The sequence below is a fragment of the Sulfurovum zhangzhouensis genome, assembly GCF_030347965.1.
GTDB lineage: Bacteria > Campylobacterota > Campylobacteria > Campylobacterales > Sulfurovaceae > Sulfurovum > Sulfurovum zhangzhouensis.
This window is the reverse complement of the sequence record NZ_JAQIBD010000001.1, coordinates 317,155-338,325: the sequence shown is the minus strand read 5'-3', so window position 1 is coordinate 338,325 and position 21,171 is coordinate 317,155. Positions and strand designations below refer to the sequence as shown.

At 38.5% G+C, this 21,171-nt stretch carries 29 protein-coding genes; 13 read left to right on the top strand and 16 right to left on the bottom strand.

The genetic code is table 11. From position 1 onward, the window contains the following. Positions 1-163: 163 nt before the first annotated feature. Both PGH07_RS01850 and PGH07_RS01845 read right to left on the bottom strand, forming a co-directional pair. Positions 164-496 (bottom strand): flavin reductase, encoded by a 333-nt coding sequence (locus PGH07_RS01850; protein WP_289412193.1) that lies wholly within the window; start codon positions 494-496, stop codon positions 164-166. A gap of 164 nt (positions 497-660) precedes the next feature. Then, positions 661-1,167 (bottom strand): lipocalin family protein, encoded by a 507-nt coding sequence (locus tag PGH07_RS01845; protein WP_289412192.1) that lies wholly within the window; start codon positions 1,165-1,167, stop codon positions 661-663. A gap of 163 nt (positions 1,168-1,330) precedes the next feature. Here PGH07_RS01845 and PGH07_RS01840 point away from each other — a divergent pair, with 163 nt between their 5' ends. The 3 genes from PGH07_RS01840 (at position 1,331) to PGH07_RS01830 (ending at position 3,580) form a co-directional block, all read left to right on the top strand. Then, positions 1,331-1,774 (top strand): MarR family winged helix-turn-helix transcriptional regulator, encoded by a 444-nt coding sequence (locus PGH07_RS01840; RefSeq protein ID WP_289412191.1) that lies wholly within the window; start codon positions 1,331-1,333, stop codon positions 1,772-1,774. After that, a complete protein-coding gene (locus PGH07_RS01835) occupies positions 1,764-2,477 on the top strand; it encodes an SDR family NAD(P)-dependent oxidoreductase (RefSeq protein WP_289412190.1) in 714 nt (237 codons plus the stop codon). Before PGH07_RS01840 ends, PGH07_RS01835 begins: the two co-directional genes overlap by 11 nt. A 185-nt stretch (positions 2,478-2,662) precedes the next feature. Beyond that, positions 2,663-3,580 (top strand): uroporphyrinogen-III synthase, encoded by a 918-nt coding sequence (locus tag PGH07_RS01830; protein ID WP_289412189.1) that lies wholly within the window; start codon positions 2,663-2,665, stop codon positions 3,578-3,580. Positions 3,581-3,599: 19 nt separating this feature from the next. On the opposite strand, the gene PGH07_RS01825 is transcribed toward PGH07_RS01830, so the two are convergent. From PGH07_RS01825 to PGH07_RS01800, 6 genes are all read right to left on the bottom strand, one after another. Further along, positions 3,600-3,971 carry a DCC1-like thiol-disulfide oxidoreductase family protein gene (locus PGH07_RS01825; protein WP_289412188.1) on the bottom strand — a complete coding sequence of 124 codons (372 nt, stop codon included), beginning with the start codon at positions 3,969-3,971 and terminating at the stop codon, positions 3,600-3,602. 1 nt (position 3,972) lies between these two features. After that, positions 3,973-5,400 (bottom strand): SDR family oxidoreductase, encoded by a 1,428-nt coding sequence (locus PGH07_RS01820; protein ID WP_289412187.1) that lies wholly within the window; start codon positions 5,398-5,400, stop codon positions 3,973-3,975. 83 nt (positions 5,401-5,483) lie between these two features. Then, positions 5,484-6,659, bottom strand: coding sequence for a L,D-transpeptidase family protein (locus PGH07_RS01815; protein WP_289412186.1), 1,176 nt, complete (start codon positions 6,657-6,659; stop codon positions 5,484-5,486). 30 nt (positions 6,660-6,689) lie between these two features. Beyond that, positions 6,690-7,328, bottom strand: coding sequence for a pyridoxamine 5'-phosphate oxidase (gene pdxH / locus PGH07_RS01810; RefSeq protein WP_289412185.1), 639 nt, complete (start codon positions 7,326-7,328; stop codon positions 6,690-6,692). Between the two features lie 206 nt (positions 7,329-7,534). Further along, the gene (locus PGH07_RS01805; protein WP_289412184.1) at positions 7,535-8,482 is read right to left on the bottom strand and encodes a YbgA family protein; all 948 of its coding nucleotides are present in this window, start codon (positions 8,480-8,482) and stop codon (positions 7,535-7,537) included. Between the two features lie 154 nt (positions 8,483-8,636). Continuing rightward, positions 8,637-9,281, bottom strand: coding sequence for a DUF6928 family protein (locus PGH07_RS01800; RefSeq protein ID WP_289412183.1), 645 nt, complete (start codon positions 9,279-9,281; stop codon positions 8,637-8,639). Positions 9,282-9,985: 704 nt separating this feature from the next. On the opposite strand from PGH07_RS01800, the gene PGH07_RS01795 reads away from it, so the two are divergent. After that, positions 9,986-10,831 carry a DUF1444 family protein gene (locus PGH07_RS01795; RefSeq protein ID WP_289412182.1) on the top strand — a complete coding sequence of 282 codons (846 nt, stop codon included), beginning with the start codon at positions 9,986-9,988 and terminating at the stop codon, positions 10,829-10,831. Between the two features lie 86 nt (positions 10,832-10,917). On the opposite strand, the gene PGH07_RS01790 is transcribed toward PGH07_RS01795, so the two are convergent. The 3 genes from PGH07_RS01790 to PGH07_RS01780 form a co-directional block, all read right to left on the bottom strand. Then, positions 10,918-11,475, bottom strand: a complete 558-nt coding sequence (locus PGH07_RS01790) for a manganese efflux pump MntP (protein ID WP_289412181.1) — start codon at positions 11,473-11,475, stop codon at positions 10,918-10,920. A gap of 72 nt (positions 11,476-11,547) precedes the next feature. Next, positions 11,548-11,961 (bottom strand): hypothetical protein, encoded by a 414-nt coding sequence (locus tag PGH07_RS01785; RefSeq protein WP_289412180.1) that lies wholly within the window; start codon positions 11,959-11,961, stop codon positions 11,548-11,550. A 20-nt stretch (positions 11,962-11,981) separates the two neighbouring features. Next, positions 11,982-12,533: a ferritin-like domain-containing protein gene (locus PGH07_RS01780; protein ID WP_289412179.1), complete on the bottom strand. Its 552-nt coding sequence runs from the start codon at positions 12,531-12,533 to the stop codon at positions 11,982-11,984. Between the two features lie 181 nt (positions 12,534-12,714). Between PGH07_RS01780 and PGH07_RS01775 the strand changes: the two genes are divergently transcribed. The 3 genes from PGH07_RS01775 to PGH07_RS01765 all read left to right on the top strand — a co-directional run bounded on the left by PGH07_RS01775 (position 12,715) and on the right by PGH07_RS01765 (position 15,775). Next, positions 12,715-12,963 carry a hypothetical protein gene (locus PGH07_RS01775; RefSeq protein ID WP_289412178.1) on the top strand — a complete coding sequence of 83 codons (249 nt, stop codon included), beginning with the start codon at positions 12,715-12,717 and terminating at the stop codon, positions 12,961-12,963. Positions 12,964-13,045: 82 nt separating this feature from the next. Next, positions 13,046-14,551, top strand: a complete 1,506-nt coding sequence (locus tag PGH07_RS01770; protein ID WP_289412177.1) for a cache domain-containing protein — start codon at positions 13,046-13,048, stop codon at positions 14,549-14,551. 126 nt (positions 14,552-14,677) lie between these two features. Further along, on the top strand, positions 14,678-15,775 hold the full coding sequence (locus tag PGH07_RS01765) for an NADH:flavin oxidoreductase/NADH oxidase (RefSeq protein ID WP_289412176.1): 1,098 nt from the start codon (positions 14,678-14,680) through the stop codon (positions 15,773-15,775). A gap of 75 nt (positions 15,776-15,850) precedes the next feature. Here PGH07_RS01765 and PGH07_RS01760 read toward each other — a convergent pair whose 3' ends face one another. From PGH07_RS01760 to PGH07_RS01745, 4 genes are read right to left on the bottom strand one after another with little or no spacing between them, the layout of a single operon-like run. Beyond that, entirely contained in the window at positions 15,851-16,363 is a 513-nt protein-coding gene (locus PGH07_RS01760) for a hypothetical protein (RefSeq protein ID WP_289412175.1), read from the bottom strand. A gap of 23 nt (positions 16,364-16,386) precedes the next feature. Further along, positions 16,387-16,986 (bottom strand): hypothetical protein, encoded by a 600-nt coding sequence (locus PGH07_RS01755; protein WP_289412174.1) that lies wholly within the window; start codon positions 16,984-16,986, stop codon positions 16,387-16,389. Between the two features lie 8 nt (positions 16,987-16,994). After that, on the bottom strand, positions 16,995-17,225 hold the full coding sequence (locus tag PGH07_RS01750; protein ID WP_289412173.1) for a hypothetical protein: 231 nt from the start codon (positions 17,223-17,225) through the stop codon (positions 16,995-16,997). Then, complete coding sequence (locus tag PGH07_RS01745) at positions 17,218-17,613, bottom strand: NifB/NifX family molybdenum-iron cluster-binding protein (protein WP_289412172.1); 396 nt, start codon at positions 17,611-17,613, stop codon at positions 17,218-17,220. The genes PGH07_RS01750 and PGH07_RS01745 overlap by 8 nt, the downstream gene beginning before the upstream one ends. Before the next feature lie 120 nt (positions 17,614-17,733). On the opposite strand from PGH07_RS01745, the gene PGH07_RS01740 reads away from it, so the two are divergent. From PGH07_RS01740 to PGH07_RS01715, 6 genes are all read left to right on the top strand, one after another. Further along, positions 17,734-18,462 (top strand): NifU family protein, encoded by a 729-nt coding sequence (locus tag PGH07_RS01740; RefSeq protein WP_289412171.1) that lies wholly within the window; start codon positions 17,734-17,736, stop codon positions 18,460-18,462. 63 nt (positions 18,463-18,525) lie between these two features. Then, positions 18,526-18,918: a 4Fe-4S dicluster domain-containing protein gene (locus tag PGH07_RS01735; protein ID WP_289412170.1), complete on the top strand. Its 393-nt coding sequence runs from the start codon at positions 18,526-18,528 to the stop codon at positions 18,916-18,918. A 9-nt stretch (positions 18,919-18,927) separates the two neighbouring features. After that, positions 18,928-19,305: a NifB/NifX family molybdenum-iron cluster-binding protein gene (locus PGH07_RS01730; RefSeq protein ID WP_289412169.1), complete on the top strand. Its 378-nt coding sequence runs from the start codon at positions 18,928-18,930 to the stop codon at positions 19,303-19,305. A gap of 1 nt (position 19,306) precedes the next feature. After that, positions 19,307-19,699 (top strand): 4Fe-4S dicluster domain-containing protein, encoded by a 393-nt coding sequence (locus tag PGH07_RS01725; protein ID WP_289412168.1) that lies wholly within the window; start codon positions 19,307-19,309, stop codon positions 19,697-19,699. Positions 19,700-19,811: 112 nt separating this feature from the next. After that, positions 19,812-20,207 carry a 4Fe-4S dicluster domain-containing protein gene (locus PGH07_RS01720; RefSeq protein WP_289412167.1) on the top strand — a complete coding sequence of 132 codons (396 nt, stop codon included), beginning with the start codon at positions 19,812-19,814 and terminating at the stop codon, positions 20,205-20,207. Further along, positions 20,208-20,543: a hypothetical protein gene (locus PGH07_RS01715; protein WP_289412166.1), complete on the top strand. Its 336-nt coding sequence runs from the start codon at positions 20,208-20,210 to the stop codon at positions 20,541-20,543. Between the two features lie 106 nt (positions 20,544-20,649). Here the strand turns inward: PGH07_RS01715 and PGH07_RS01710 are convergent, their stop codons facing one another. Further along, positions 20,650-21,021, bottom strand: coding sequence for a 4-fold beta flower protein (locus PGH07_RS01710; protein ID WP_289412165.1), 372 nt, complete (start codon positions 21,019-21,021; stop codon positions 20,650-20,652). Between the last annotated feature and the right edge of the window lie 150 nt (positions 21,022-21,171).

Below are 21,171 nucleotides of genomic sequence, written 5' to 3'. Positions count from 1 at the left end.
ATGTAATAAAGTGGTCGTTTTGTAGTCAGATAATGTCAGTTGATAGATATGGCCCTGCATCATAGTGTGATGCAATGTGCTTTTAGATACTCTTATCTAACTGTGTAGGTGTTTTGATCGTCGTATAAGTGTCTTTGCTAAGAAAAAGAAGAGGGGAGCTGCTCTACACTTTATTGACACAGATATTACTCACATCTGTGATGAAGAGCGTATGGTCACCATTGCGGTAGGTATCACATACTTTGCACTCATAGATGAAGTCTGAAGTACTGAGCAGTATGTTACCGTATTTGTCTTTGCCTTCTATTTCCAAATCACTTTGAGAAAGTTTGTCATCTGTATTCCCGTCAAGTCGGCCAGTCATATCAACAGTTTCCATCCATGAAAATGGTAGAAAATTGAGAGTAAATGAACTGTGTTCTTCAAGCATACTATGTGTATGGTTCTCACCACGTACAGTGACAGCATAGCGGAAAGGTGATCTTGCGATGCGCATGTGCTATGTAGCTGCCATCAGGTTCTCTTTGCATGCAAGGATTGCCGTAACTCTTGGCTGAGCATGGTTAGTGTTTTCTACTGTAGTATAGGTATTGAACATACAACTCCCTTTTTTTGCTTTATTCTATCGGCAAAAGCAGGTAGTTGGTAGTTCTATCCTGTTCATTGATGTGAAACAAAGATCAGTTTATCGGTGTTAAAGCCTGCTTCCTTCGCTTTAGCGATCAAATGAGATTGAATCTCCGTATCAAGGTATGGAGTACGAGAAAGTATCCATAAGTAGGAGTGGTCAGGTCCGCTGATCATCGTATAGCTCTCATAGTCCGTATCCATTACGATATAAGCACCGTAAAATGGTCCAAAAAATGAAACCTTTAAAAATCCGGTGTCCGGATTTTCTACAAAGTATGCTTTGCCTTCAGCCTCTTTCCATCTTCTATTTTGAGTATCAAATCCCCGATTGATGACCTTGACACCTCCATCCTCACGCATGGTGTAGGTTGCCGTGATCTTCTCAAGTCCACGCTCAAATGAATGGTCAAGCCGTGCGATCTCATACCAGGTGCCAAGATAACGTTCTAGCTTAAACTCCCCGATCGGTTTCACATGTTCCGGTTTCTCCACGCATGCTGTAAAGATTAAAAGTAACGATAGCCATAGATATTTCATAGTTGCTCCTTCAACCCTGGGTTATACTATACATTATAGCACTTGCATATAGCGTTTCATAGTCTCTATTTGTTCTTTCATCTTTTTCTAATACTCCGTAACAATTATATGTCTTGACAACTATTGTTAAAACAAGTATAATTTTACACATAAGGAGTCAATCATGAAATTTGATATGGACCGGTCTTTAGGATTTGTATTAAACAGAACAGCTATTGCTTCAAAAAACAGCTTTAACCAAATGATAAAAAATTATGGGATATCGCCTGAACAATGGTCAGTAATATTTCGTGTGGTTGAACAAAATGGTATCAGTCAGAAGGAGTTAGCTTACTCTACCTATAAAGATCAGGGCAATCTCACTAGAATGATCGACAAGCTTATTCAAAAAGGTTATATCAATCGGGAAGCAGACACAGATGACAGGCGTGCCATCAAACTGTTCTCCACTGATAAATCGGTAGCACTAGTGGAAGAGGTTATCCCTATGTCAAGTGCCCATAATGCAAACATGACCAACGGTTTAAGCGAAGAAGAAACCACAACATTGCTTGAGCTTTTAAATAAAGTATATGAAAATATTCAAAAGGATGAAAATGGAAAATAAAACGATATTGATAACAGGTGCAAACGGCGGACTGGGACAAGCGTTCATTCATGGGTTATTGGAACAAAATCCTAAAAAGATTTATTGTGCAGCTAGGAATCTAAAAAGTGTAGAAGCATTTAAGGATCTTAGCTCTGTTATTGAAATCATTGAATTGGATATTACCGATAAAGATTCTATCAGTAATGCTGTTGCTAAAATAGATACACTCGATCTACTGATCAATAATGCAGGAGTCAATACAAACAGTAGACTTTATGACAATAATTTTTTGGATATAGAGGTCAATTTAAAAGGTACGGTTAATGTTACAGAAGTATTTTTTGATAAATTAAAGGAGTCACAAGGCAAGGTAGTCAATATTACTTCTATCTTGGCCTTAGTAAACTTTCCGTTGATGGCAAACTATGCAATATCAAAAAGTGCGCTGCATTCATTTACCCAGGCATTAAGAGCAGAGTTCACTCTTTTCGGTGGTGAGGTGTATGAAGTGTTGCCCGGGCCAATCGAAACTAGAATGACCGAAGGTTTCCCTATGCCGAAAGCAAAACCGGAAGATATTGTAAAGTGTGTTATTGAAGCGATAAAGAGTAAAGATTTTGAGATCTATCCTGATGGTTTTTCTCAAATGGTACAGCAACGGTTAGAGAGTGAGCCGCAGAAAATCATTGAAGAGTTTGCTAATGCTATTGCAGAATCATAGAGTTTAAAAGTGACTCTAAAGTAGAAGGAGACATTTCCTTCTACCCTACAAAATTTTGATAGTTTTAAATTTATTAATATTAAATTTAAAAAATATAGAATCTCTTAATTATACTAAGCTATAATCTTACGAAATAATTCATTAGACATTATTGTAATCTCAATATTATGCAGGAAATATTAAAGATGCTTAGAAAGACTTCATTGCAGAACTTATCAGAGCTGTCGAAGAAACTCAACCTACTATACTATGAGTATGACCAGCATCAAAATAAATTTATTGTAGATAGCCGATACAATAAAGAGACTACTTACAATGAATTGATAAAGCTAACTTATGAACTTTCAAAGCATAAGATCGGTTTTTTCACGGATGAAAGGTCTAACATTGTTATCGCATCAAAGTGTCATCTGCTTTCACCCCTAAAACAGAGACTAAAGAATATCTCTTATAACTTCAAAGGTTATCGCAAAAATATCTATGTCCTCAGTGATAAACAGGTGAACTTTGCCAAAAATCTACCGCTAATACAAACACAAGTGATAGAGCAAGATATAGATCTAACCCCATATGATGCTTTGATATTCACTTCCAAAAACGGTGTAAAATATAGTGATATTCTTCTTCCTTCTGAGTGGAAGAAAATTCCTTCTTATGCCATATCAAAACAGACCGCAAAGCAGATAAAAGACCTAAAAGGCAAAGTTGCTTTTGTTGGAAAAGAACAGCATGGCGATGAGTTTGCTTTTGAGCTTTTGGAGCATTTGGCAGGTAAAAAAGTAGCTTATCTCGGTGCACAAAAAATTGTTTCTAATATGATAGACATCTTGAAAGAACATAATATTGATTGTGATTATATACCAGTGTATCAAACAGTATGTCGTGAGTATGAAAATAAGATCAAACTTCCTTCTGATTCTATTATCATCTTTTCTTCACCTTCTACCATAGAATGTTTTTTTAAAAAGGTATCTTGGGATAACAGTTTTACAGCTATAAGTATAGGCAGAACGACGGCAAAGTATTTTCCTAACGACGTTAAACCTATTATAGCAGACAGCACTTCTTTGGAAAGTTGTGTGTGTAAAGCGCTGAGTTTATAATAGTATCCTCGTAGCTTTATTACTCAATAGTACTTTTCTTGCCGATAAGAAAAAGAACTGCTTTACGAAATATCTTGATGAGTTTGTATAAAGTATGCGTAATTAAAGGAGGTAAACTCCATAAGCGATGCAGTTTGGCAAAAAGAGATTTTCTGCTGATTAGATGATCCAGGTATGCGAGTGCTTCAGTACCTTGCAGACAGTTGCCCTCAACCTCAATGATCATTCCATCATTGATATTCAGATGCGGACATTTTGTATGGATCTCCTGTAGTGACTCTCTAGCATTGCTGAGATGAAGTTCGTAGGTGTCTTGTAGTGAAAGAAAGCTGGCATAGTGGTTACAAAAAGGACACTCTCTGTCATAGTAAAGTATCAGCTTTTTTTTCATTTTATGGGGTCTGCTTTGCTTTTTGATAGATAGAGCGGATCATATTTCTAAACACAGTGTAATGAACGGGGGTCAAAAGATACCAGTAGAGCCTTCCCCAAAGTCCACGGGGATAGAAATAGGCAGTTTGAATGAACTCATCATCCTGCAGCTTGAATTCAAGCCAAGCTTTGCCGGGTACTTTCATCTGTGCACGTAAAAGTAACCGTTCATTGGGGATGAGGTCTTCAACTCTCCAAAAATCAACACTTTCTCCAATTCTGAGACTATGTGTATCCCGTCGTCCTCGGTTAAGTCCGGCACCACCGATAAGTTTATCCATGCCGCCTCGTATTTTCCAAAGCCAGTCATACCCAAACCACCCCTCCTTACCGCCTATCGAGCAGAAAGTACGGAAAAGCTGTTCTTTTGATATGCCATCTAGCGGTATTCTTTGGCGGTCCATCAGTATCGCAGTGGAAGGGTCATGTGTGTGCTGTTCCTCCCATAGATCTACGCCTCCTCCAGCATCGCTCCAACGACTGTAAACTTGATTGTTCTCCATCTCATGGATCGCTTTATGGACTGATTCTTGAAATGATGAAGGATGAATATGTGGAAAATACTCTTTTGCATTTTCATTTTGGATCACTACCTCTGAAGACAAACCCTCTATCAGTGATTTTGCTACATTGTACGGTACGGGAGTAAAGAGATTTAGCCAGTAAGAGGAGAGCTTGATGGTGAGTATCGGAAGCGGTAAAATGATACGGTGCAATCCTAATGCTTTAGCACAAGAGAGCATCATCTCTTTGTATGTCATTGTCTCACTGCCGATATCTACCATAAGGTTTTGGGAAGATTTTAGATCTTTGGCACTGTCAAGATAGGTGATGACATCATCTACACCGATAGGTTGGGCTAGGGTATTGACCCACTTTGGAGTGACCATGACAGGCAGTTTTTCTGTAAGATGACGTATGATCTCAAAACTGGCACTACCAGAACCGATGATGACCCCTGCACGTATCCATATCGTCTGTATCAACTCAGGTCGGCTTGAGAGTATCTCACCGGTTTCGATCCTGCTGAGCAGATGTTCACTGGCATGCTCTTTGACCCCTAAGCCTCCAAGATAGATGATACGTTTGACACTGCATTTGATAGCTGCATTGAGGAAGTTCTGTGCACTTTGTTTGTCAAGTTCCCGGTAGTTTGGCGCTTGTAGGGAGTGTATCAGATAGTAAGCTACGTCGATCCCTTTTAGGGCTCTCTCCAGTGACTGGAGATCAAAGGTGTCACCCTGGAAGACTTCTGCTTCCTGATGTACTGATACATCAAGGCTTTTGGGGTTGCGTACCAGAAGACGTAAAGAGACCTCCTGACTTAGAAGTTTCTGTTTTAGACGTCGCCCGATATATCCATTTGCACCTGTTAAGAGTATCTTCATGGGTAATCCTTATCTCTATCTTCTATTATAGAGTATTTTTTTGAGGATTGATAGAAGATTTATGACATTTTATAGGCCTAAAACTAGTTAAATAACTTCCATTCATATCCATAGATATCATTTCTAAACTGTACGATTCCTTCTTCATCTACCCAGACTGTATGATACTCTACATATACGGGTATTTGCTCAGATAGTGCAACCTTTTCATTTTCATCTGTATCATACTCATAGCCTAATTTGTGCAAAAGCTCCATTGGTTTTTCCAATCGTATACAACCATGCGAAAATGCTCTGACTCTTTTATGAAACAACGGTTTTGTAGGAGTATCATGCATATAAACATTGTATCTGTTGGGGAATAAAAACTTTACTAAGCCCAAAGCGTTGTCTGGACCTTCCTTTTGATAGAGTTTTCCCTGACTATCAAAAGCAAAGCCGTTTCTTTTCAGATAACTCATCGATTTGTGCGCATACTCCTTTGCATAGATAGAGGGAGGAACATTCCATCTTGGATTTTTAACGATATATTTCATTGTTTGAATGAGCACCGGAGTCCGCATATTGGGTTTTCCAACTATTACTTTCATATCCAGCACAGGCTTATGATCGATATAATAATACATTTTAAACTCAGGGATATTGACCAAAATGTATTTTGATCCTTTTGGACTTGCGATCCTTTCTAGTTCCAAATTCTTTTTCACTTTTGTAATGATGCTATGGATAGACTGTTTTAGTTCCCTTTTTGTGTTCGGTCCGATCACTCCATCCACTTCCAGACCATGTCTTCTTTGGAATTCAAGTATCGCCCTTTCAAATCTTTCAGTGATTTCGGTATCTTCCCTTAGTCTTGAGTCCTGAAGGAGATTCAATACTCTCTTGATCCTGATGATATCCTCTTCTTTATTGCCTCTAAATCTAGGTGGCGTATACTGTTCTCGGATAGAATAGAGGTAGTCAATATAATTTTTAAGACCTTGATATCTTTTTGTACGCGGCATAAGAGTCATTACATAATGATATACATTGCCTTTGAGCTCCTGTTCTCTGAACTGTGTTTTACTGACTCTTCTATATCTGTTTCTGTCACCTCTAAGCCTGTAGTAGTTGATAGAACCGTTCAATAAACATTCGGTGATCTGATAGTTCGTTTGTCCATGGCATAAACTATACTTTGCCTGGTAGATTTTTAGAACCTGATCAGGAGCTGAAGCAAATAAAAGTGTATGTATCAACAAAAATATTATTTTTTTCATAACGCATCTTAACTAAAATTACTATAAAACTTATGGAGCTAAACGCTCGATCTTCCATCCCTCTGTCTCTTTGGTGTAGAGGATACGGTCATGCAGACGACTAGGTCTTCCCTGCCAGAATTCTATCTGATCGGGTATGACTCTATAGCCTCCCCAGAAATCTGGTAGAGGAACATTGCCTTTTGCAAATTTTTGTTTCATCTTCTCTATCTGCATCTGGAATGCTTTGCGTGAAGTAATTACACTGCTTTGATCACTGACCCATGCACCGATCTGACTGTCGCGTGAGCGTTTCATGAAGTATGAGAGTGATTCTTTTGTAGTGATCTTCTCGCATTTCCCGAGGATACGTACTTGCCGTTCAAGTTCCAACCATAAAAACTCGACGGCAACTTTGGGGTTTTGAGTGATCTCTTCAGCCTTAACACTGTTGTAGTTTGTAAAGAAGACAAAACCATTCTCATCAAAGATCTTCAGTAATACGGCCCTTATATTGGGCTGACCATTTTGACCGGCTGTTGCAAGCAACATGGTATTGGGGTCTTTGAGTTCTGCATTGACTGCCTCGCTGAACCACTGTTCAAACAGAAGATACGGGTCTGAAGGAACGGTATTCTCATCAAGCGTTCCCTTCATATAGTCTGTGCGCATATCCTGCAGATCAAGCATGGTTCACTCCTTATGGCAGTTTCTTTTTGAAGTACTCCAGTACATCGTTTAAAGCCTCTTTGTAGACTGCCATCGGTTTTGGATAGTTCTCTATACGTTATGATAGCATGAATGTTTCATCATAAATCTGTTTGGCACTCAAAAACAAAAATTTGGGTATCTATTATTTGATGAGAGTGTTAAGAATAATGTCCTGATATCATTTCTCATTTACTGCTTTTTAGATCTGATCTGAGCGCAAGTTCTTTAGGATAAGGGTGAAGGAATTTTTGTCCCAGCAGATAGTTGATATTATAATTTTTGGCAAGCATATCTATTGTACTTAGTGGTGTAATTAGAGGGATGATCTTATGCGTATAGTCACATATTTGTTCATGAAGGGTTTTTTTCTCCACTTCACTGATCTCTTTTTTCAAAAATCCTGCCATATGTTCAAGGACATTACGTGTCTTGCCTATGGAGCTTTTATGTGAGATCGTCTCTTTGAAAAGTGTTTCATACGTTGAGAGTACCACTTGAAAGGAATCATTGTTGTGATTCCCAACGATATTACCCAGCTTCATATAGTTATCATCATTTTTAGACTGCAGCATGAACTTATAGCTTTGATGATAGGCTACCAGGTCTTTCATTGTAGGAATAGATGCTTTGAAGGTTTCAAAATCATGGTAGGCAAAGAGCTGCATGATAAAGTTCTCTCTAAGCCATGGATCAAGCAGTCGTCCTTCTTCCTCCATAGGCAGGAGCGGAAACTTTTCTTTACACATTTGTGCAAATACACCATTACCTTTTGTCTCTGAATAACCATTGGTTCTATAAAGTACGGTACTTCCCAGACCACAACTTGGTGATTTTGATTTGAGGATGATGCCGCAAAGAGGATGTTCTGCAATTCTATTCAGTTCTTCTTTTGATGTTTTTGTAAGTAAAGGGGTTACATCTTCAGAGGTAACATTGTTTTGTACGATGATGCCTTCAGTAGCAGTGATCAGCCTGATAGAGTCTCTAGGAGTACCAAATGCAAGGTCTTCAGGACAAAATGAAATATACTCAGCATGTTTCCCAAGTTCATCAGTAATGAACGTATCACGTTTATGTCCCCCATTGTGACGTATATTCTCACCCAGCAGACATCCTGACACAGCGATAATCATCATAACTCCTTTAGAAATATTATATAGAAAATATGAAAGGATTAATAGAAATGATTTGTGAGTTGATTATATTTATATTTAAAGATAATGGTCAGCGTATGGGTAAATCTATTTATCTAAGTAAGAAGGTTGATGGAAAACTCTTGTAAGAGTCTTACCAGATTTTCCACCACGGAAGTTTTTGTAATCCAACTAAAGGTATCTTCTCAGGATCAATATGTAAGGTGTCACTGTATCCTTCCAGTTGATAGCCTAGATATTCATTGAGTGCAGCATTTCCTAGATCCAAAGGATTGAAGTTGTAAGGAGAGTCGTTTTCCTCTTTTGGATCATCAAAAAGAGGATGCCCTTCTGACCAATAAAGTTCTTCAAACGGTTGTTTGGGACCAATGTTCTCTAACACTTTCCCATCGGCACCGGATACACTTAAAGACCTTATGAGAGTTCCATTTTTCCATATCGCATAAGCAAACCAGTCTACGACACTGTGCATTGCAAAGAGGTATAATGTGTTTCCAAGACCGGTATCGATAAAAGATTGAGGCAGTTTTGAAGGATAGTCTATAGCAACGTTATCTGAAGAAACTACTGACATTCCCGGAAAAGATCCGATATAGACTTTATCTCTTGGCGGGTTTGTCATTAGTAAATTTCCATCTTCAATAGGAGTGAATCTCTTAGACGGAAAAAGTTTTTTTGCAAGTTCTATCGAGAATTCCCGGTTAAGTAGAGGTTTTGATTTTAAAATCTCTTTTGCATTTGCATTAGAATATACCAGCATCCATGTTTTTACACCCATTTCTTCCCCTAAATGTTTGTTCTTTGTAGTATATCTTAAGACCCTTTTAAGAAAGGTATAAAATACGTAAAAAATAATCATTTTAACGTCAAAAATAGGAAACCAGCCTGCAATCGCACAGCCTCATGTGTGAATCTTATGCCGATCATACCAGTAAAAGTAGAACTAAAAATAAAAACTTTTAGAGTTAAATCTCTTAGTAGATAAAATCCTTGTTAAAAGATTTGATATAAATATACTGTATAAGATTTACAATAAATAAAATGATTTGTAAGAGCAGAAGTATAAAGAGTATAGTCATAATTATGGCTATTAGCTGTGAAGATACATTAGATAGATTTTTAAAAATATTTGGATTGAAATAAAATAATATAACGACTGTAGTCCAAAGTATAAAAATATTTGTTGTATGCAGTAAAACCAGTTCAGCAATATATTGACTATGCAGTATCCCTTTCCTTGGAACAGGAGTAGTATTTTTTAATAATATTTGTAAGATTTTACTTTCTGGATGCCGTTGCTTGAAATACCATAAAATAACGATAATAGCATCAAATATTGCAAAGTTGAAATGTCCATAATAGATGCCCAATAGAGATAATAATACAAGGATTACAAAAAGAATTTTTTGAGAATAGGACATAAGTTTTCCGAGATTTTAATCGTAAATGGTATTATAACATGTATATAAAAGAGGGGGAATGATGAAAAAAATTATATTCATAGGGATACTTAGCCTTACTACATTTTTGTCGGCAGAAGTTTTGTCAGATAAAGCATTTACAAAATATTTTATTAAGACCTTGAAGTACTTAGATTCAAATGTATCGATTCAGGAGAAAGGATGGTTCCATCTTGAATTAAGTTATGCCAAAGATGAAGGAAAAGTGACCGCATATTTGGATAATGCCTATAAAGCTTATCAGGAAGATAAGGGAAATCTTGAAGAAATTGTAAAGAGATATGCGAAGAATGCATTAGACGGACTTCATTCATATGATTATGATAGAGAGGTAAATATAGATAATATCGTACCCATCATCAAGGATACAACATATCTTGATCAATTAAAAGAGATAAGAGAAGGGAACTTGACTGATGCTTATGAAGTTTATAATAAAGATCTAGTTATCTTCTATGCAGAAGATACACCTGAGAGACTCTCCTTTCTACAAGCAACAGATATATCCAGTCTATCTATTTCCCATAAAGATCTCAGGGCATTGGCAGTAAAAAATCTTAATAGGATACTTGCTCAGAAAATAGAGATAGAGCCTTATGAGGAGAGTTTTATCTTACATGCCGACGGTAACTTTGAAACGAGTCTGATCTTAGCGGATGAGTTATGGAAAAGTAGACAAATTGAGGTGAACGGTGATTATATTGTCATTGTTCCCGCAAGAGGCTTGATCTTGGTAACCGGAAGTAAAAATAAAAAGGGCATAGATGTCTTAAGAGCTGTTGCAAAGGGTGCTGAAACAGAAGCATCATACCCTGTGAGTTCCCAATTATTTAGATTTAATGGCGAGAAATTTGTGAGATTTGAATAGGTGTAAAGAGAAGAAAAAACGTGTGGCAGTCTATAGAGTCTTACATCCTATAGACTGCACATTGGTAGGTAAAGTTTAATTTTTATTTAGTTTAAAAGTGTATGCTCAATAAGAATTTTTAAACCAATACCGATCAATACAATACCACCTAAAAGTTCTGCTTTGCTTTCTAAAAAAGCTCCCCCATGTGCACCCAGCAATACTCCGACATAACTGAAGACAAATGTCGTGAGGGTAATGACCACGATTGATATTGCGATGGAAGTTTCCATGAGTGTTAAGGTAAAGCCTGCTGCCATAGCATCAATGCTTGTAGCAATAGCAAGTAAAAGTAAAACTTTGTTTGTAATTACCGAGATTTCTTCTTCGACTGGTTCTCCAAAACTTTCGTAGACCATTTTTGATCCAATAAGCGCGAGTAAGACAAAGGCAACCCAATGATCTATGGATTCGATAATACTAGTAAGACCGATTCCTGCGAGATAGCCGATAAGCGGCATGAATCCCTGAAAAAAGCCAAAAAAGAGTCCGACTTTCATTGCCAGCTTTTTGTTATCAACAGTAAGCTGTTTCGCACCCAGTCCAAGGGATACCGCAAATGCATCCATACTTAATGCAACTGCTAAAATAAGAAGTTCAATCACACAATAGCCTTTTTTATGGAATTTTACATAAGATTTGCTTTTATAAAGAGCTGATTCTAAAGATTAATATATTTAGTTTACTTCATTCACTTTCCGTCCGGCATAATAGTTGATTTTCCAGTCCTCATCCTCTTTGGCAAAGTATAATACTTTATCTTTCCCGTCTTCTTTGAAATGAGCAGTTTGCCGTTTGGATCCATTAGACTCGATAGAAATGATCTCTATTTGAGGAATTTTTTGACGGGATGCCAGCTCTTTGGAGAGCTTTATCTCTACCTGTTTAAGAATTTCCGGTGTTTCGATCTCTTTGAGCTGAGATTTAAAGACCGGATCTTTCAGTGCCAACTTCAGTCCAAAGCTTTCAAGTGTCATAGCGTATGACTCCCAAGTCATGATTTTTTTTACTTGAGTAAGGTCACCGGTATATAATGAGTGATAGTAAGCTATGACTATATCTTTTGGCTCTTTTATATCTTTAGTCGGCATGAGAAGCGGTCTTTTGATACTTAAGCTCTAGCTATAGCGGTTTGGAAGGCATCAAGGTGATTATAACTTCCTTCTTTAAGGCTTTCAAATACAGTGATAACATCACTTGGCATATCTTGTGCAGCATCTTCCAGGTCATCAATATCTGTCAGTTCGATCAGTTCGCCTATCTTCAATGCATCAAGTATTGACTCTTCACCTGTACTGACACATGTATCATACAGCTCCTGCAGTACAGGCAATACAAATTCACCAACTTGACTCTCATCGACATTTGATATATCTACTCCGTATTTTTCACAGAGTTCTCTTGCTGAATCCATATGTCTTTGCTCTGAAATCTGAATAGAAGCAAAAGTGTTTTCATCCGTATAGATATTTCCAAGTGTGATATAGACATCTCTTGCTACTTTTTCTTCCTGATAGATAAAAAAGAGTTTATCTTTTTGAACTTCAGTCAATGATTGATTTTGTGTACTTTTTGCATTAGCTGAAGTCGAGAGCAGTGCAGCACCACCGATACTTGTCAGCATCACTTTCGAGAGAAAATTTCTTCTACCTTTTACTTCCATTTTATTCCTTTTATTTTTTAATATGACTGATAAGTATAGGTTCTTTGTGTTAAGCAAGTGTTAATTTTATGAATGTAAATGTGCAAAAAAGACTTGAAAGACTATAGAAGGAAAATCTATAGAAACTTTAGTAAAATATTTATAGGCAATAGTTCGTTCGATGAAAAGAAAAGGAAACACTATGTTAGATCTAAAGATTAGAATTTTCAAGGGTGGTTTACCTGAGCCGGCAACTACGATTACCGTACCGGGAAGTGTATTAAAAATCGCATCTAAACTTATTCCTCAAAAGGCAATGGGTACATTGAATGAAAAGGGAATTGATCTAAATGAGATTATCAATATTGCTGAAAACACTGATGTTCACGGTACTCTGATCGAAATTGAGGAGCATGAGAAAGATGAAAGAATTGTGATTGCCTTGGAATAAGCTTGCATACTTTTAAAGTTGATAGCTTAGAGGCAATTTGTATCTACTGTAAAAGCAATACTCTAAAGGAGGGGAAAACAACATGAAGAAAATCATAATCGTATTATCAACACTTGTATTTTTAAGTTCTGCATGGGCAGCGAAACCTGTAGAGGAACCACAAACTGTGGGACCTGAAATAATGCTGGGAACAGCTACACATTATGTGGACACCATTTTTACAAATGCTTCTGCATTACTAAAACTGGTGGCTTCTACTCCTGAGGCTGAAAGAGGAGACTGGAAAGGGATAAAGCCGTATTTAGGGCAGATTTCGGAGAAATTGCCCGGGGTTTATAGTTATATCCTACCAAATGGAGATTATTATACCCTGGACCGGGATTTCACCAACCTGAACTTAAGTAACCGCGGATATTTTAAATCTTTATTTACGGGCAATGCGGTAAATAGTTTTCCGATCTTTAGCCGATCTACCGGGAAAAAATCTATTTTTATTGCTGAACCTATCATTGTCAATGGAAAAGTGACCGGTGCACTAGGGATCTCTATCTTCCTGGATGAGTTGAATGCAAAATTGAATAAGGACTTTGACTTACCGTTAGACTACACGTGGTATGTCCTGAATGCAAAAGGAAATACAATACTTGATAAAGAGAGTGATTTTATCTTTATGAATCCGCTTACACAAGGCAGTGATTCTTTACGAAAGGCTGTAACAGAAGCATTGAAAAATGACAGCGGTAAAATGCAATATCAACTTGATCGGGAGAAACTGGCATATTATCAGAAATTGTCGCACCTGGATTGGTGGATGTTTTTTGCCAAGCAAGAGGGAGAGAAAACACAAACTTCTCCCAAGCTGAAGCTGACGCTGGAACGTTTCGTACCTGAGTTACAAAACCAGCTCAACCTAATTGATGCATCCATTGCCAAACAGATTGAACAAAGTAATGTGAAGGTAGAAAAAGAGAGTGAAATCAGGAAGCTCCTAAGTGCAGTGCTAGATGCAAATCCAAATGTAGTTGATGCTGCCTATGCTGATAAAAAAGGGATCTTACGTTACATCGAACCACGTGACTATAAGAATTTTGAAGGATCGGATATAAGTTCTCAGGAACACATCATTGCTATGAGAAAGAATCCTCAACCATTATTTAGTAGTGGGTTTATGTCAGTTGAGGATTTCCTATCTATGGTAGTTGCACGACCTCTATATGATAATAAGAAACAATTCATCGGTTCTATTACTGTATTGATCCGTCCTGAGTTATTTATCACTCCTATGATCAATAAAAGTACTGTCCCTGAGGATTATGAACTATGGATCATGCAGACTGACGGGATGATCATTTACGATCAGGACAAAGAAGAAATCGGCAAAATGATTTTTAGTGATCCTATGTATGAAGGCTATGAAACTTTACTAAAACTGGGAAAAAATATTGTCGCTGCACCTGAAGGTGAAGGAAGCTATATTTTCCTTTCACCGGGACTTAAAGAGAAAGCCATCAAAAATGTTATTTGGAAAACAGTTAAGCTTCACGACCGTGAGTGGAGAGTAATATTGGCATACCGGCCTTATGAATAAAAAGAGTACAAAACTCTACAATCAGAGTATGGAAAGTCAAATGTGATGCAGGTATAAACCTTTGTCAGAGAGATTGGCGTAAGCTAAAATGTAGTTATATATAATCAAATGCACCAAGGAGAACCTATGAGCAAACTTTTCACCCCTTATACACTAAAATCCATTACGATGAGAAACCGTATTGCTGTTCCCCCGATGTGCCAATACATGGCCGAAGATGGTGTACCTAACGATTGGCATCTGGTTCATTATGCCCAGATGGCCAGAGGAGGGGTAGGACTGATCGTAGTTGAAGCTACAGGTGTTTCACCTGAGGGACGCATTTCTCCGAATTGTCTTGGAATATGGAATGATAAGCAGGCAGCAGAACATGCAAAAATCGCTGCAGCAATTAAAAAAGCGGGCTGTGTTCCTGGCATCCAGATCGCTCATGCCGGACGCAAAGCGAATGCCAACCGTCCTTGGGAAGGCGATAATCATCTCGAAGTATCTGACCCACGATACTGGGAGATTATCGGCCCTTCTCCTATCGCTTTTGGTGGTGGCATTCTGCCACGTGTTCCCCGTGAGATGACAAAAGAAGATATTGAGCGGGTGAAGGCCGATTTTGTCGCTGCAGCGAAACGGGCACTGGATGCCGGTTATGAGTGGCTGGAATTGCATTTTGCACACGGTTATCTGGCACAGAGTTTCTTTTCTGTACATGCCAACCATCGTACGGATGAGTATGGCGGTGATGCAGATGGTCGTGGCCGCTTTTTACTTGAAACAATGGAAGCTGTTAGAGCAGTATGGCCTGATCATTTACCGTTTAGCATGCGTTTTGGTGTGATTGAATTTGATGACCGTGACGAAGTGACCTTGCAGGAATCAATCGAACTTATCAAAAAATTCAAAGAGGGTGGTTTGGACTTTATCAGTGTAAGTTTGGGATTCAATATTCCTGATGCAAAAATTCCATGGGGACCGGCTTTTATGGCGCCGATTGCTGACCATATCAAAAAAGAGACCGGGTTGCCTGTGACCTCTGCCTGGGGATTTGGGCGTGCTGATCTCGCAAGTGCAGCCGTTGAAAGCGGACAGCTGGATATTGTTTCGGTAGGTCGTGCCCATTTGGCCAACCCTCACTGGACGTATGCTACTGCCATGGAACTTGGGATTGATAAACCTTCCTGGGTACTGCCAGCACCATACGCCCACTGGCTCGAACAATACAAACTCTAACGAACAAATAAGAAAAGTTCACAGGCGCTGTGGTGCCTTTGAATCTATTACTCTCTTACTCATACGCTCTTTTTTCTATGCGCAGGATGCTAACCCTTCATCGATCTGTATACCAGCCAACTTCTTGGCATTTTCTTCTTCTTTTGCATTCCACCAGTATTCGATGATCTGCTGTTCTATACTTCCAAGAAGGTTGACAGGCAGGTTGGCAAACACCTCATAGGAGCTGATCTCATCATTTTTGACCTGTTTGTTTTTTGCCATTTCATCTATCATCTCCCTGATCGATTTTTCTATATCGGTCGGTTCCGGCATTGGCATGTCATCGGTTGGCTGTGTTATGACACGAGCATAATCGATCCAGGTTTTGATCTCATCTTCAAGGTAAGGATATCCATATACCTGGTAGCATAAGATACGGTTTGGTCCATAGAGGATAGTGTCATCTTCTTCCAGGATATCAGATACTGTAGGGACTCCATCCAGCAGATAAACTTCTATGCGTTGGTCCTCTTTTAACGTAGATGCTCTCTCAAAAGCATCTCTTGCCAGTTTAAGCAGTTCTTCTTTGAGTTGTTCTTTGTTCATAGTATTTCCTTTATGTTAATGTATTAGTTCATATATGGGATATCCAGTACGGCATCCCGGTCTTCCGCTTCATAATCATAAGTTTTTTGACGTTTTATCTTTTTTATAGGTGACATTAATGTAATGACCTGCAGAGGATGTAACCCCTGCTGTTGTGTATATGTACTTACAGCATCACAATAGTGATTCACAATAATAGGGTGCCACTCAAAATGTCTTTCCAATATATAATGACCGAACTCTTTGATCTCTTCAAGTGACCATTCACTTATAGAGGGAAGTTTTCGCACAACATTGCGCACAAACTGTTTGGAAAAAAAGGGTTCACCCATAAACAGTAGTTCTGATGCGGCATCGATATCGGCACTTTGCTCACTATAACTGTACGCATAACGGAAATGTTCACAGACCCATTCTCTATATCTGGGATAGTGCTCAAGTACTAAGATCAGATCACTGAGGTCTTGATCAATCAGGACTTGAAAGAGCGTGATCGTATTTTTGCTGATACGCCGCCAGTGAGGTTCATCACTTTGAAATACATCCTTTTCAAGTATAGTACGGTATTGCTCTATCTTCCCCATACCATTTGTGAGCCGACCTTTCTTTTGATACGCTTTCATAAGATACTTTACGAGAGCTTTTGTTTTCTGTTATGAAAGTCCCATAAACGCTTATAGTTGCTATCCAGTTCTGATAACATACTGTCAATAACTATGAGATTATCCAGTTTTGCGAATCTTTCGTTAGGAAACCTGTTGTACCACTCTGTCATTTCATCTTTTAGTGTTTCTCTCTTTGAAATGGTTTTTATGATGAGCTGTTTTAGCTGTAGCATCTCTTCTGTAATAATCTCAGTCATGGCTGCACCCACATTGACAATCACCTGAAGTTGTACCAGGATCAAGATAATCTGAAGCATTTGAAGGAACTACCTGTATAAAAAGGTTTTCTTTGAGCCCTTTTACTATTTCACCTAATGGCATACGTTCTTTACCTACATGGTAGATATCTATGCCGTCTTTGATCATCCTTTGAAAAGGTCCGTCTCCCAAAAAAGAGTAGACTACTTGTTTTACATTCCATGACTTTAAAGCCTCAGCAGTTTTGATACCGTTTCCGCATCCCGGATTTTTTCTAAAGTCAAACGTGTTGTCGTTTTCATTATAAATAGCAAATACTGATGCATTTCCAAACAGAAGCGATGATCTTGCACTTAGAAATTCTATATCTACAGGTATAGCTAACATATTTTCTCCTTTTTAACGTCAATTTGTTATCAAAATGCAAAAACTGTTCCAAAAAAAATTCTGTACTGGAATGAAACTTGTATATTCTTGTGAAAGTCAAAGACTCATAAAGGAGAAAATATGACCACATTGTTTGATAAAGGTGTAAGTGCCTATGAAAACAAGGCTTACCCACTTGCATATAAACATTTTGAAGAAGCAGCATCTGAAGAAAATAGAGATGCCATGGTAAATCTTGCCATTATGCATATGAGGGGGTTCGGTTGTCAAAGAGACCTGCAAGAGGCTAAAAACTGGTTTGAAAAAGCGGCATCACTTGGGCATACACATGCGATGATGAGCCTTGCCCATTTTTATGAAAAGGGTATGGATGGTGCGGCAGACAGTGATAAAGCACTGGAGTATTATGTTCAAGCAGCCAACAATGGAATGGTTGATGCCCAACTCAAAGCAGGTATGCTCTATAGAGAGAAAGGAAATATTGCCAAATCAATGCAATACCTCATTACCGCTGCACACAATAACAATGCTCAAGCTCAGGAGATCATTACCTATGTAAGCAATGTAGGAACAGAGAAGAGTTATAACAAAATGTTTAGATCCCTGGATGAGGCTAAACAAAAAGAACTGGTTGAAAATATGATTGAAACCAAGATACGTCCTACTCTTGAAGCTGACAGTGGAGGGATTCAACTGGTTAACTTTGTTGCCGGGGAGATACCTCAGGTATGGCTTCATTATCTAGGGGCATGTTCCGGATGTCATCTTGGTTCTACATCAACGGCGGATATGCTTCTTGATCAATTTGAAGCATTGATCGACAAAAATGTCGTACTTTATCTTATGTAACATATTCGTTCAAGTGGAATAGAAGTTGCATAGTGTTTTTTACACAATTAAAAGGAGTTAATAATGGCAGTAATGATCACAGAGGAATGTATCAGTTGTGATGCGTGTGCATCTGAGTGTCCGGTGGCGGCAATTTTGGGTGATGACAATGAGAAGAATCCATATGAGGGTGAGTACTTCTATGTAAAACCTGAGACATGTGTTGAGTGTGTGGGACATGCAGATACACCAAGATGTGCGGACGTATGTCCTACAGAAGGAGCAATTGTATGGGATATGCCGTATACGACCGACTTTGAAGAGTACTATGCTGCAGGTAATGAAGAAGGAAAATATATGATCAGAGAGCATAAGAAAAAAGGCTTGATGCTACCTTCTGTGAAAGCACAATCTTTTATGGAAGAGATCGGTATGGACGTACGTGAATCCCACGCAGATGTGGCAGCATCGTTCTAGGAGTATATGATGATTGTTGCTTTCGCATCGTCAACCGGGGAAAAGATCGATCAGCATTTCGGATGGTCCAAAGAGTTCTACCTCTACCGTATCAATAAAGAGAGTGCAGAATTTCTAAAGACAATCAATGCCGAAACAGATCTTGAAGACGAGCATGAAAAGCTCAACTACAAGATCGATGCGATCGGTGAAGCGGATATCATGTACTGCACACAGATCGGGCCGAAAGCATCGCAGATGGTGCAATCAGCCGGTATCCACCCGGTTCGCGTAGCCGAAGGTGAAGACCTTAAAGGTTCAATCGACAATATTCTTGAAATGCTCAATACACAGCCGCCGATGTGGTTGCTCAGAGCATTTCATAAAGCTCAGCAGAAGAGTGCATGAGATGGCAGTACTGATCACTGAGAGCTGTATCAACTGTGATGCATGTATAGAAGAGTGTCCGGCTACTGCTATCGTAAGTGCGGATGAGTCACCATTGAGTGGTGGAGAGTATACCTATGTCAAACCGGAAAAATGTATCGAATGCGTAGATTCTGCTGTGCCAAAGTGTGCCGATGTCTGTCCGACTGAAGGATGTATCGTTTGGGATATGCCTTACACCGAAGCGTATAATGATCACTTCATCGATAGTGATGATTATGTGATTCGTGTTCACAAGAAAAAGGGAATTCTGTCTCCAGAAGTAACGCCAAGGCCTTTTAGAGAGAACATCTCTATAGCTGATAGAACCAACCGAGTGAGTGTCGGAGAGACACTTCAACTTTATATTCCGTAAGAAGTTAAGAGCACAAGGTGCGAGGGCTCGCTGCCGAAGCGAACTCAGCGTTAGCATAGCTTAAAAAGCTTTGCTTTGAAAGCGTATATTTATTAAACATAAAGGAGAAATAATGTCAGTAATTATAGATGATACTTGTATCACATGTGATGCATGTTTACAAAACTGTCCTGTCAATGCAATCGTAGATGATATGAACAACCCAACAGGTGAGAGCCGCTACTATATTAGACCTGAAAAGTGTATCGAGTGTGTTGGAGTCTATGATGATCCTCAATGTGCGGCGATCTGTCCAAGTATCGGGTGTATCACCTGGGATATGCCATATACGAAAGAATATGAAGAACATTACATGAATAATGATCTCTATGCGATTGGCACAAGCAAGACCGGAAAAGTGCTTTCTCCTTCACACAGAGAGAAAAAATATAGAGAAGATATCCCTCTGGAACAGCGTGGTGTCGGTAAAGAGGTTCAAGAAGAGCCTGAGGAACTGGAAGTCGGTTAAATGATCTATCAAATTGATAAGCTTTTTGATCTTGCAAAAGTACTTGATCCTTTTGAGCGTACCTGTGCTATCACAGTAGCGCTCAAGATCGTCGATGAAAGCTGTAAAATGGATGAGTATGAAAAGAGCATTTTTATGATGCTCTATGAGAATCTTGAAAATCCTCTCAGTGATTTTTTTGATGAAGAGATCCATGACCTTATCGAAAATATTCAGCTCTTTCCTTCTGATGAACTATTTTCAAGGATTAGTGAGGAGAAGCAAAAAGCTATGGATTATATCACCCGTCCAAAAATGAAAGCGTTTAAGGCAAGTGTGAGAGCGAGAATTTTATAAAGTGCATACACCCTTATAAGTTTCTGCAGTCAGTTTTTTCGCTCTCAACTGAAAATAGAGTACAAAAAAATGAATATCACTAATTTCAATCTGTTAAATCATATACTCATACATATATCTTCAATAGATCTTCGGGACTGTACATAGACCAGTGTCTACTTTTCAAGGGCTTTAACGGTTTAGATTCTTTTGTACCTTTTAAAGGTTTACGTGTCTTCAATGCTCTAACCGGCTTGAGTGACTTTTTAGGTTTAAGAGGTCCGCATCCAAATCTGGTAGTATCAGTAAATAAAAGAACATCTCCGTTATGATCCCAGAAATAACCGTCTTCGAAAAATCCCAAATGTGCACCGGAAAATGCATAGATATCATCAATGTCTATATAGGCAACAGGAGTGCCTTCAAAGGTATAGATATTTATAGTATCTTCTGTATAAGCGTATGGAATTCCTTCACTGTTATAAAAAATAGTTTTCATCTCTTATTCCTTTTATTTTCATTGTTTCATTATCTATTGTGACTTAAAAGAGAAAAGAATGCGAAGAAATTCTGATTATTTTATCATCATTTATAGAATGTAGAGATCAACTATTGCACTGTGTATTTTGTGATAACGGTGTATAATTTA

What these genes read in the sequence shown, in the direction of transcription:
- PGH07_RS01850 (WP_289412193.1), bottom strand. Translation starts at nt 496, where the DNA reads ATGCGCATCGCAAGATCACCTTTCCGCTATGCTGTCACTGTACGTGGT.
- PGH07_RS01845 (WP_289412192.1), bottom strand. Translation starts at nt 1,167, where the DNA reads ATGAAATATCTATGGCTATCGTTACTTTTAATCTTTACAGCATGCGTG.
- PGH07_RS01840 (WP_289412191.1), top strand. Translation starts at nt 1,331, where the DNA reads ATGAAATTTGATATGGACCGGTCTTTAGGATTTGTATTAAACAGAACA.
- PGH07_RS01835 (WP_289412190.1), top strand. Translation starts at nt 1,764, where the DNA reads ATGGAAAATAAAACGATATTGATAACAGGTGCAAACGGCGGACTGGGA.
- PGH07_RS01830 (WP_289412189.1), top strand. Translation starts at nt 2,663, where the DNA reads ATGCTTAGAAAGACTTCATTGCAGAACTTATCAGAGCTGTCGAAGAAA.
- PGH07_RS01825 (WP_289412188.1), bottom strand. Translation starts at nt 3,971, where the DNA reads ATGAAAAAAAAGCTGATACTTTACTATGACAGAGAGTGTCCTTTTTGT.
- PGH07_RS01820 (WP_289412187.1), bottom strand. Translation starts at nt 5,400, where the DNA reads ATGAAGATACTCTTAACAGGTGCAAATGGATATATCGGGCGACGTCTA.
- PGH07_RS01815 (WP_289412186.1), bottom strand. Translation starts at nt 6,659, where the DNA reads ATGAAAAAAATAATATTTTTGTTGATACATACACTTTTATTTGCTTCA.
- pdxH (WP_289412185.1), bottom strand. Translation starts at nt 7,328, where the DNA reads ATGCTTGATCTGCAGGATATGCGCACAGACTATATGAAGGGAACGCTT.
- PGH07_RS01805 (WP_289412184.1), bottom strand. Translation starts at nt 8,482, where the DNA reads ATGATTATCGCTGTGTCAGGATGTCTGCTGGGTGAGAATATACGTCAC.
- PGH07_RS01800 (WP_289412183.1), bottom strand. Translation starts at nt 9,281, where the DNA reads ATGGGTGTAAAAACATGGATGCTGGTATATTCTAATGCAAATGCAAAA.
- PGH07_RS01795 (WP_289412182.1), top strand. Translation starts at nt 9,986, where the DNA reads ATGAAAAAAATTATATTCATAGGGATACTTAGCCTTACTACATTTTTG.
- PGH07_RS01785 (WP_289412180.1), bottom strand. Translation starts at nt 11,961, where the DNA reads ATGCCGACTAAAGATATAAAAGAGCCAAAAGATATAGTCATAGCTTAC.
- PGH07_RS01780 (WP_289412179.1), bottom strand. Translation starts at nt 12,533, where the DNA reads ATGGAAGTAAAAGGTAGAAGAAATTTTCTCTCGAAAGTGATGCTGACA.
- PGH07_RS01775 (WP_289412178.1), top strand. Translation starts at nt 12,715, where the DNA reads ATGTTAGATCTAAAGATTAGAATTTTCAAGGGTGGTTTACCTGAGCCG.
- PGH07_RS01770 (WP_289412177.1), top strand. Translation starts at nt 13,046, where the DNA reads ATGAAGAAAATCATAATCGTATTATCAACACTTGTATTTTTAAGTTCT.
- PGH07_RS01765 (WP_289412176.1), top strand. Translation starts at nt 14,678, where the DNA reads ATGAGCAAACTTTTCACCCCTTATACACTAAAATCCATTACGATGAGA.
- PGH07_RS01760 (WP_289412175.1), bottom strand. Translation starts at nt 16,363, where the DNA reads ATGAACAAAGAACAACTCAAAGAAGAACTGCTTAAACTGGCAAGAGAT.
- PGH07_RS01755 (WP_289412174.1), bottom strand. Translation starts at nt 16,986, where the DNA reads ATGAAAGCGTATCAAAAGAAAGGTCGGCTCACAAATGGTATGGGGAAG.
- PGH07_RS01750 (WP_289412173.1), bottom strand. Translation starts at nt 17,225, where the DNA reads ATGACTGAGATTATTACAGAAGAGATGCTACAGCTAAAACAGCTCATC.
- PGH07_RS01745 (WP_289412172.1), bottom strand. Translation starts at nt 17,613, where the DNA reads ATGTTAGCTATACCTGTAGATATAGAATTTCTAAGTGCAAGATCATCG.
- PGH07_RS01740 (WP_289412171.1), top strand. Translation starts at nt 17,734, where the DNA reads ATGACCACATTGTTTGATAAAGGTGTAAGTGCCTATGAAAACAAGGCT.
- PGH07_RS01735 (WP_289412170.1), top strand. Translation starts at nt 18,526, where the DNA reads ATGGCAGTAATGATCACAGAGGAATGTATCAGTTGTGATGCGTGTGCA.
- PGH07_RS01730 (WP_289412169.1), top strand. Translation starts at nt 18,928, where the DNA reads ATGATTGTTGCTTTCGCATCGTCAACCGGGGAAAAGATCGATCAGCAT.
- PGH07_RS01725 (WP_289412168.1), top strand. Translation starts at nt 19,307, where the DNA reads ATGGCAGTACTGATCACTGAGAGCTGTATCAACTGTGATGCATGTATA.
- PGH07_RS01720 (WP_289412167.1), top strand. Translation starts at nt 19,812, where the DNA reads ATGTCAGTAATTATAGATGATACTTGTATCACATGTGATGCATGTTTA.
- PGH07_RS01715 (WP_289412166.1), top strand. Translation starts at nt 20,208, where the DNA reads ATGATCTATCAAATTGATAAGCTTTTTGATCTTGCAAAAGTACTTGAT.
- PGH07_RS01710 (WP_289412165.1), bottom strand. Translation starts at nt 21,021, where the DNA reads ATGAAAACTATTTTTTATAACAGTGAAGGAATTCCATACGCTTATACA.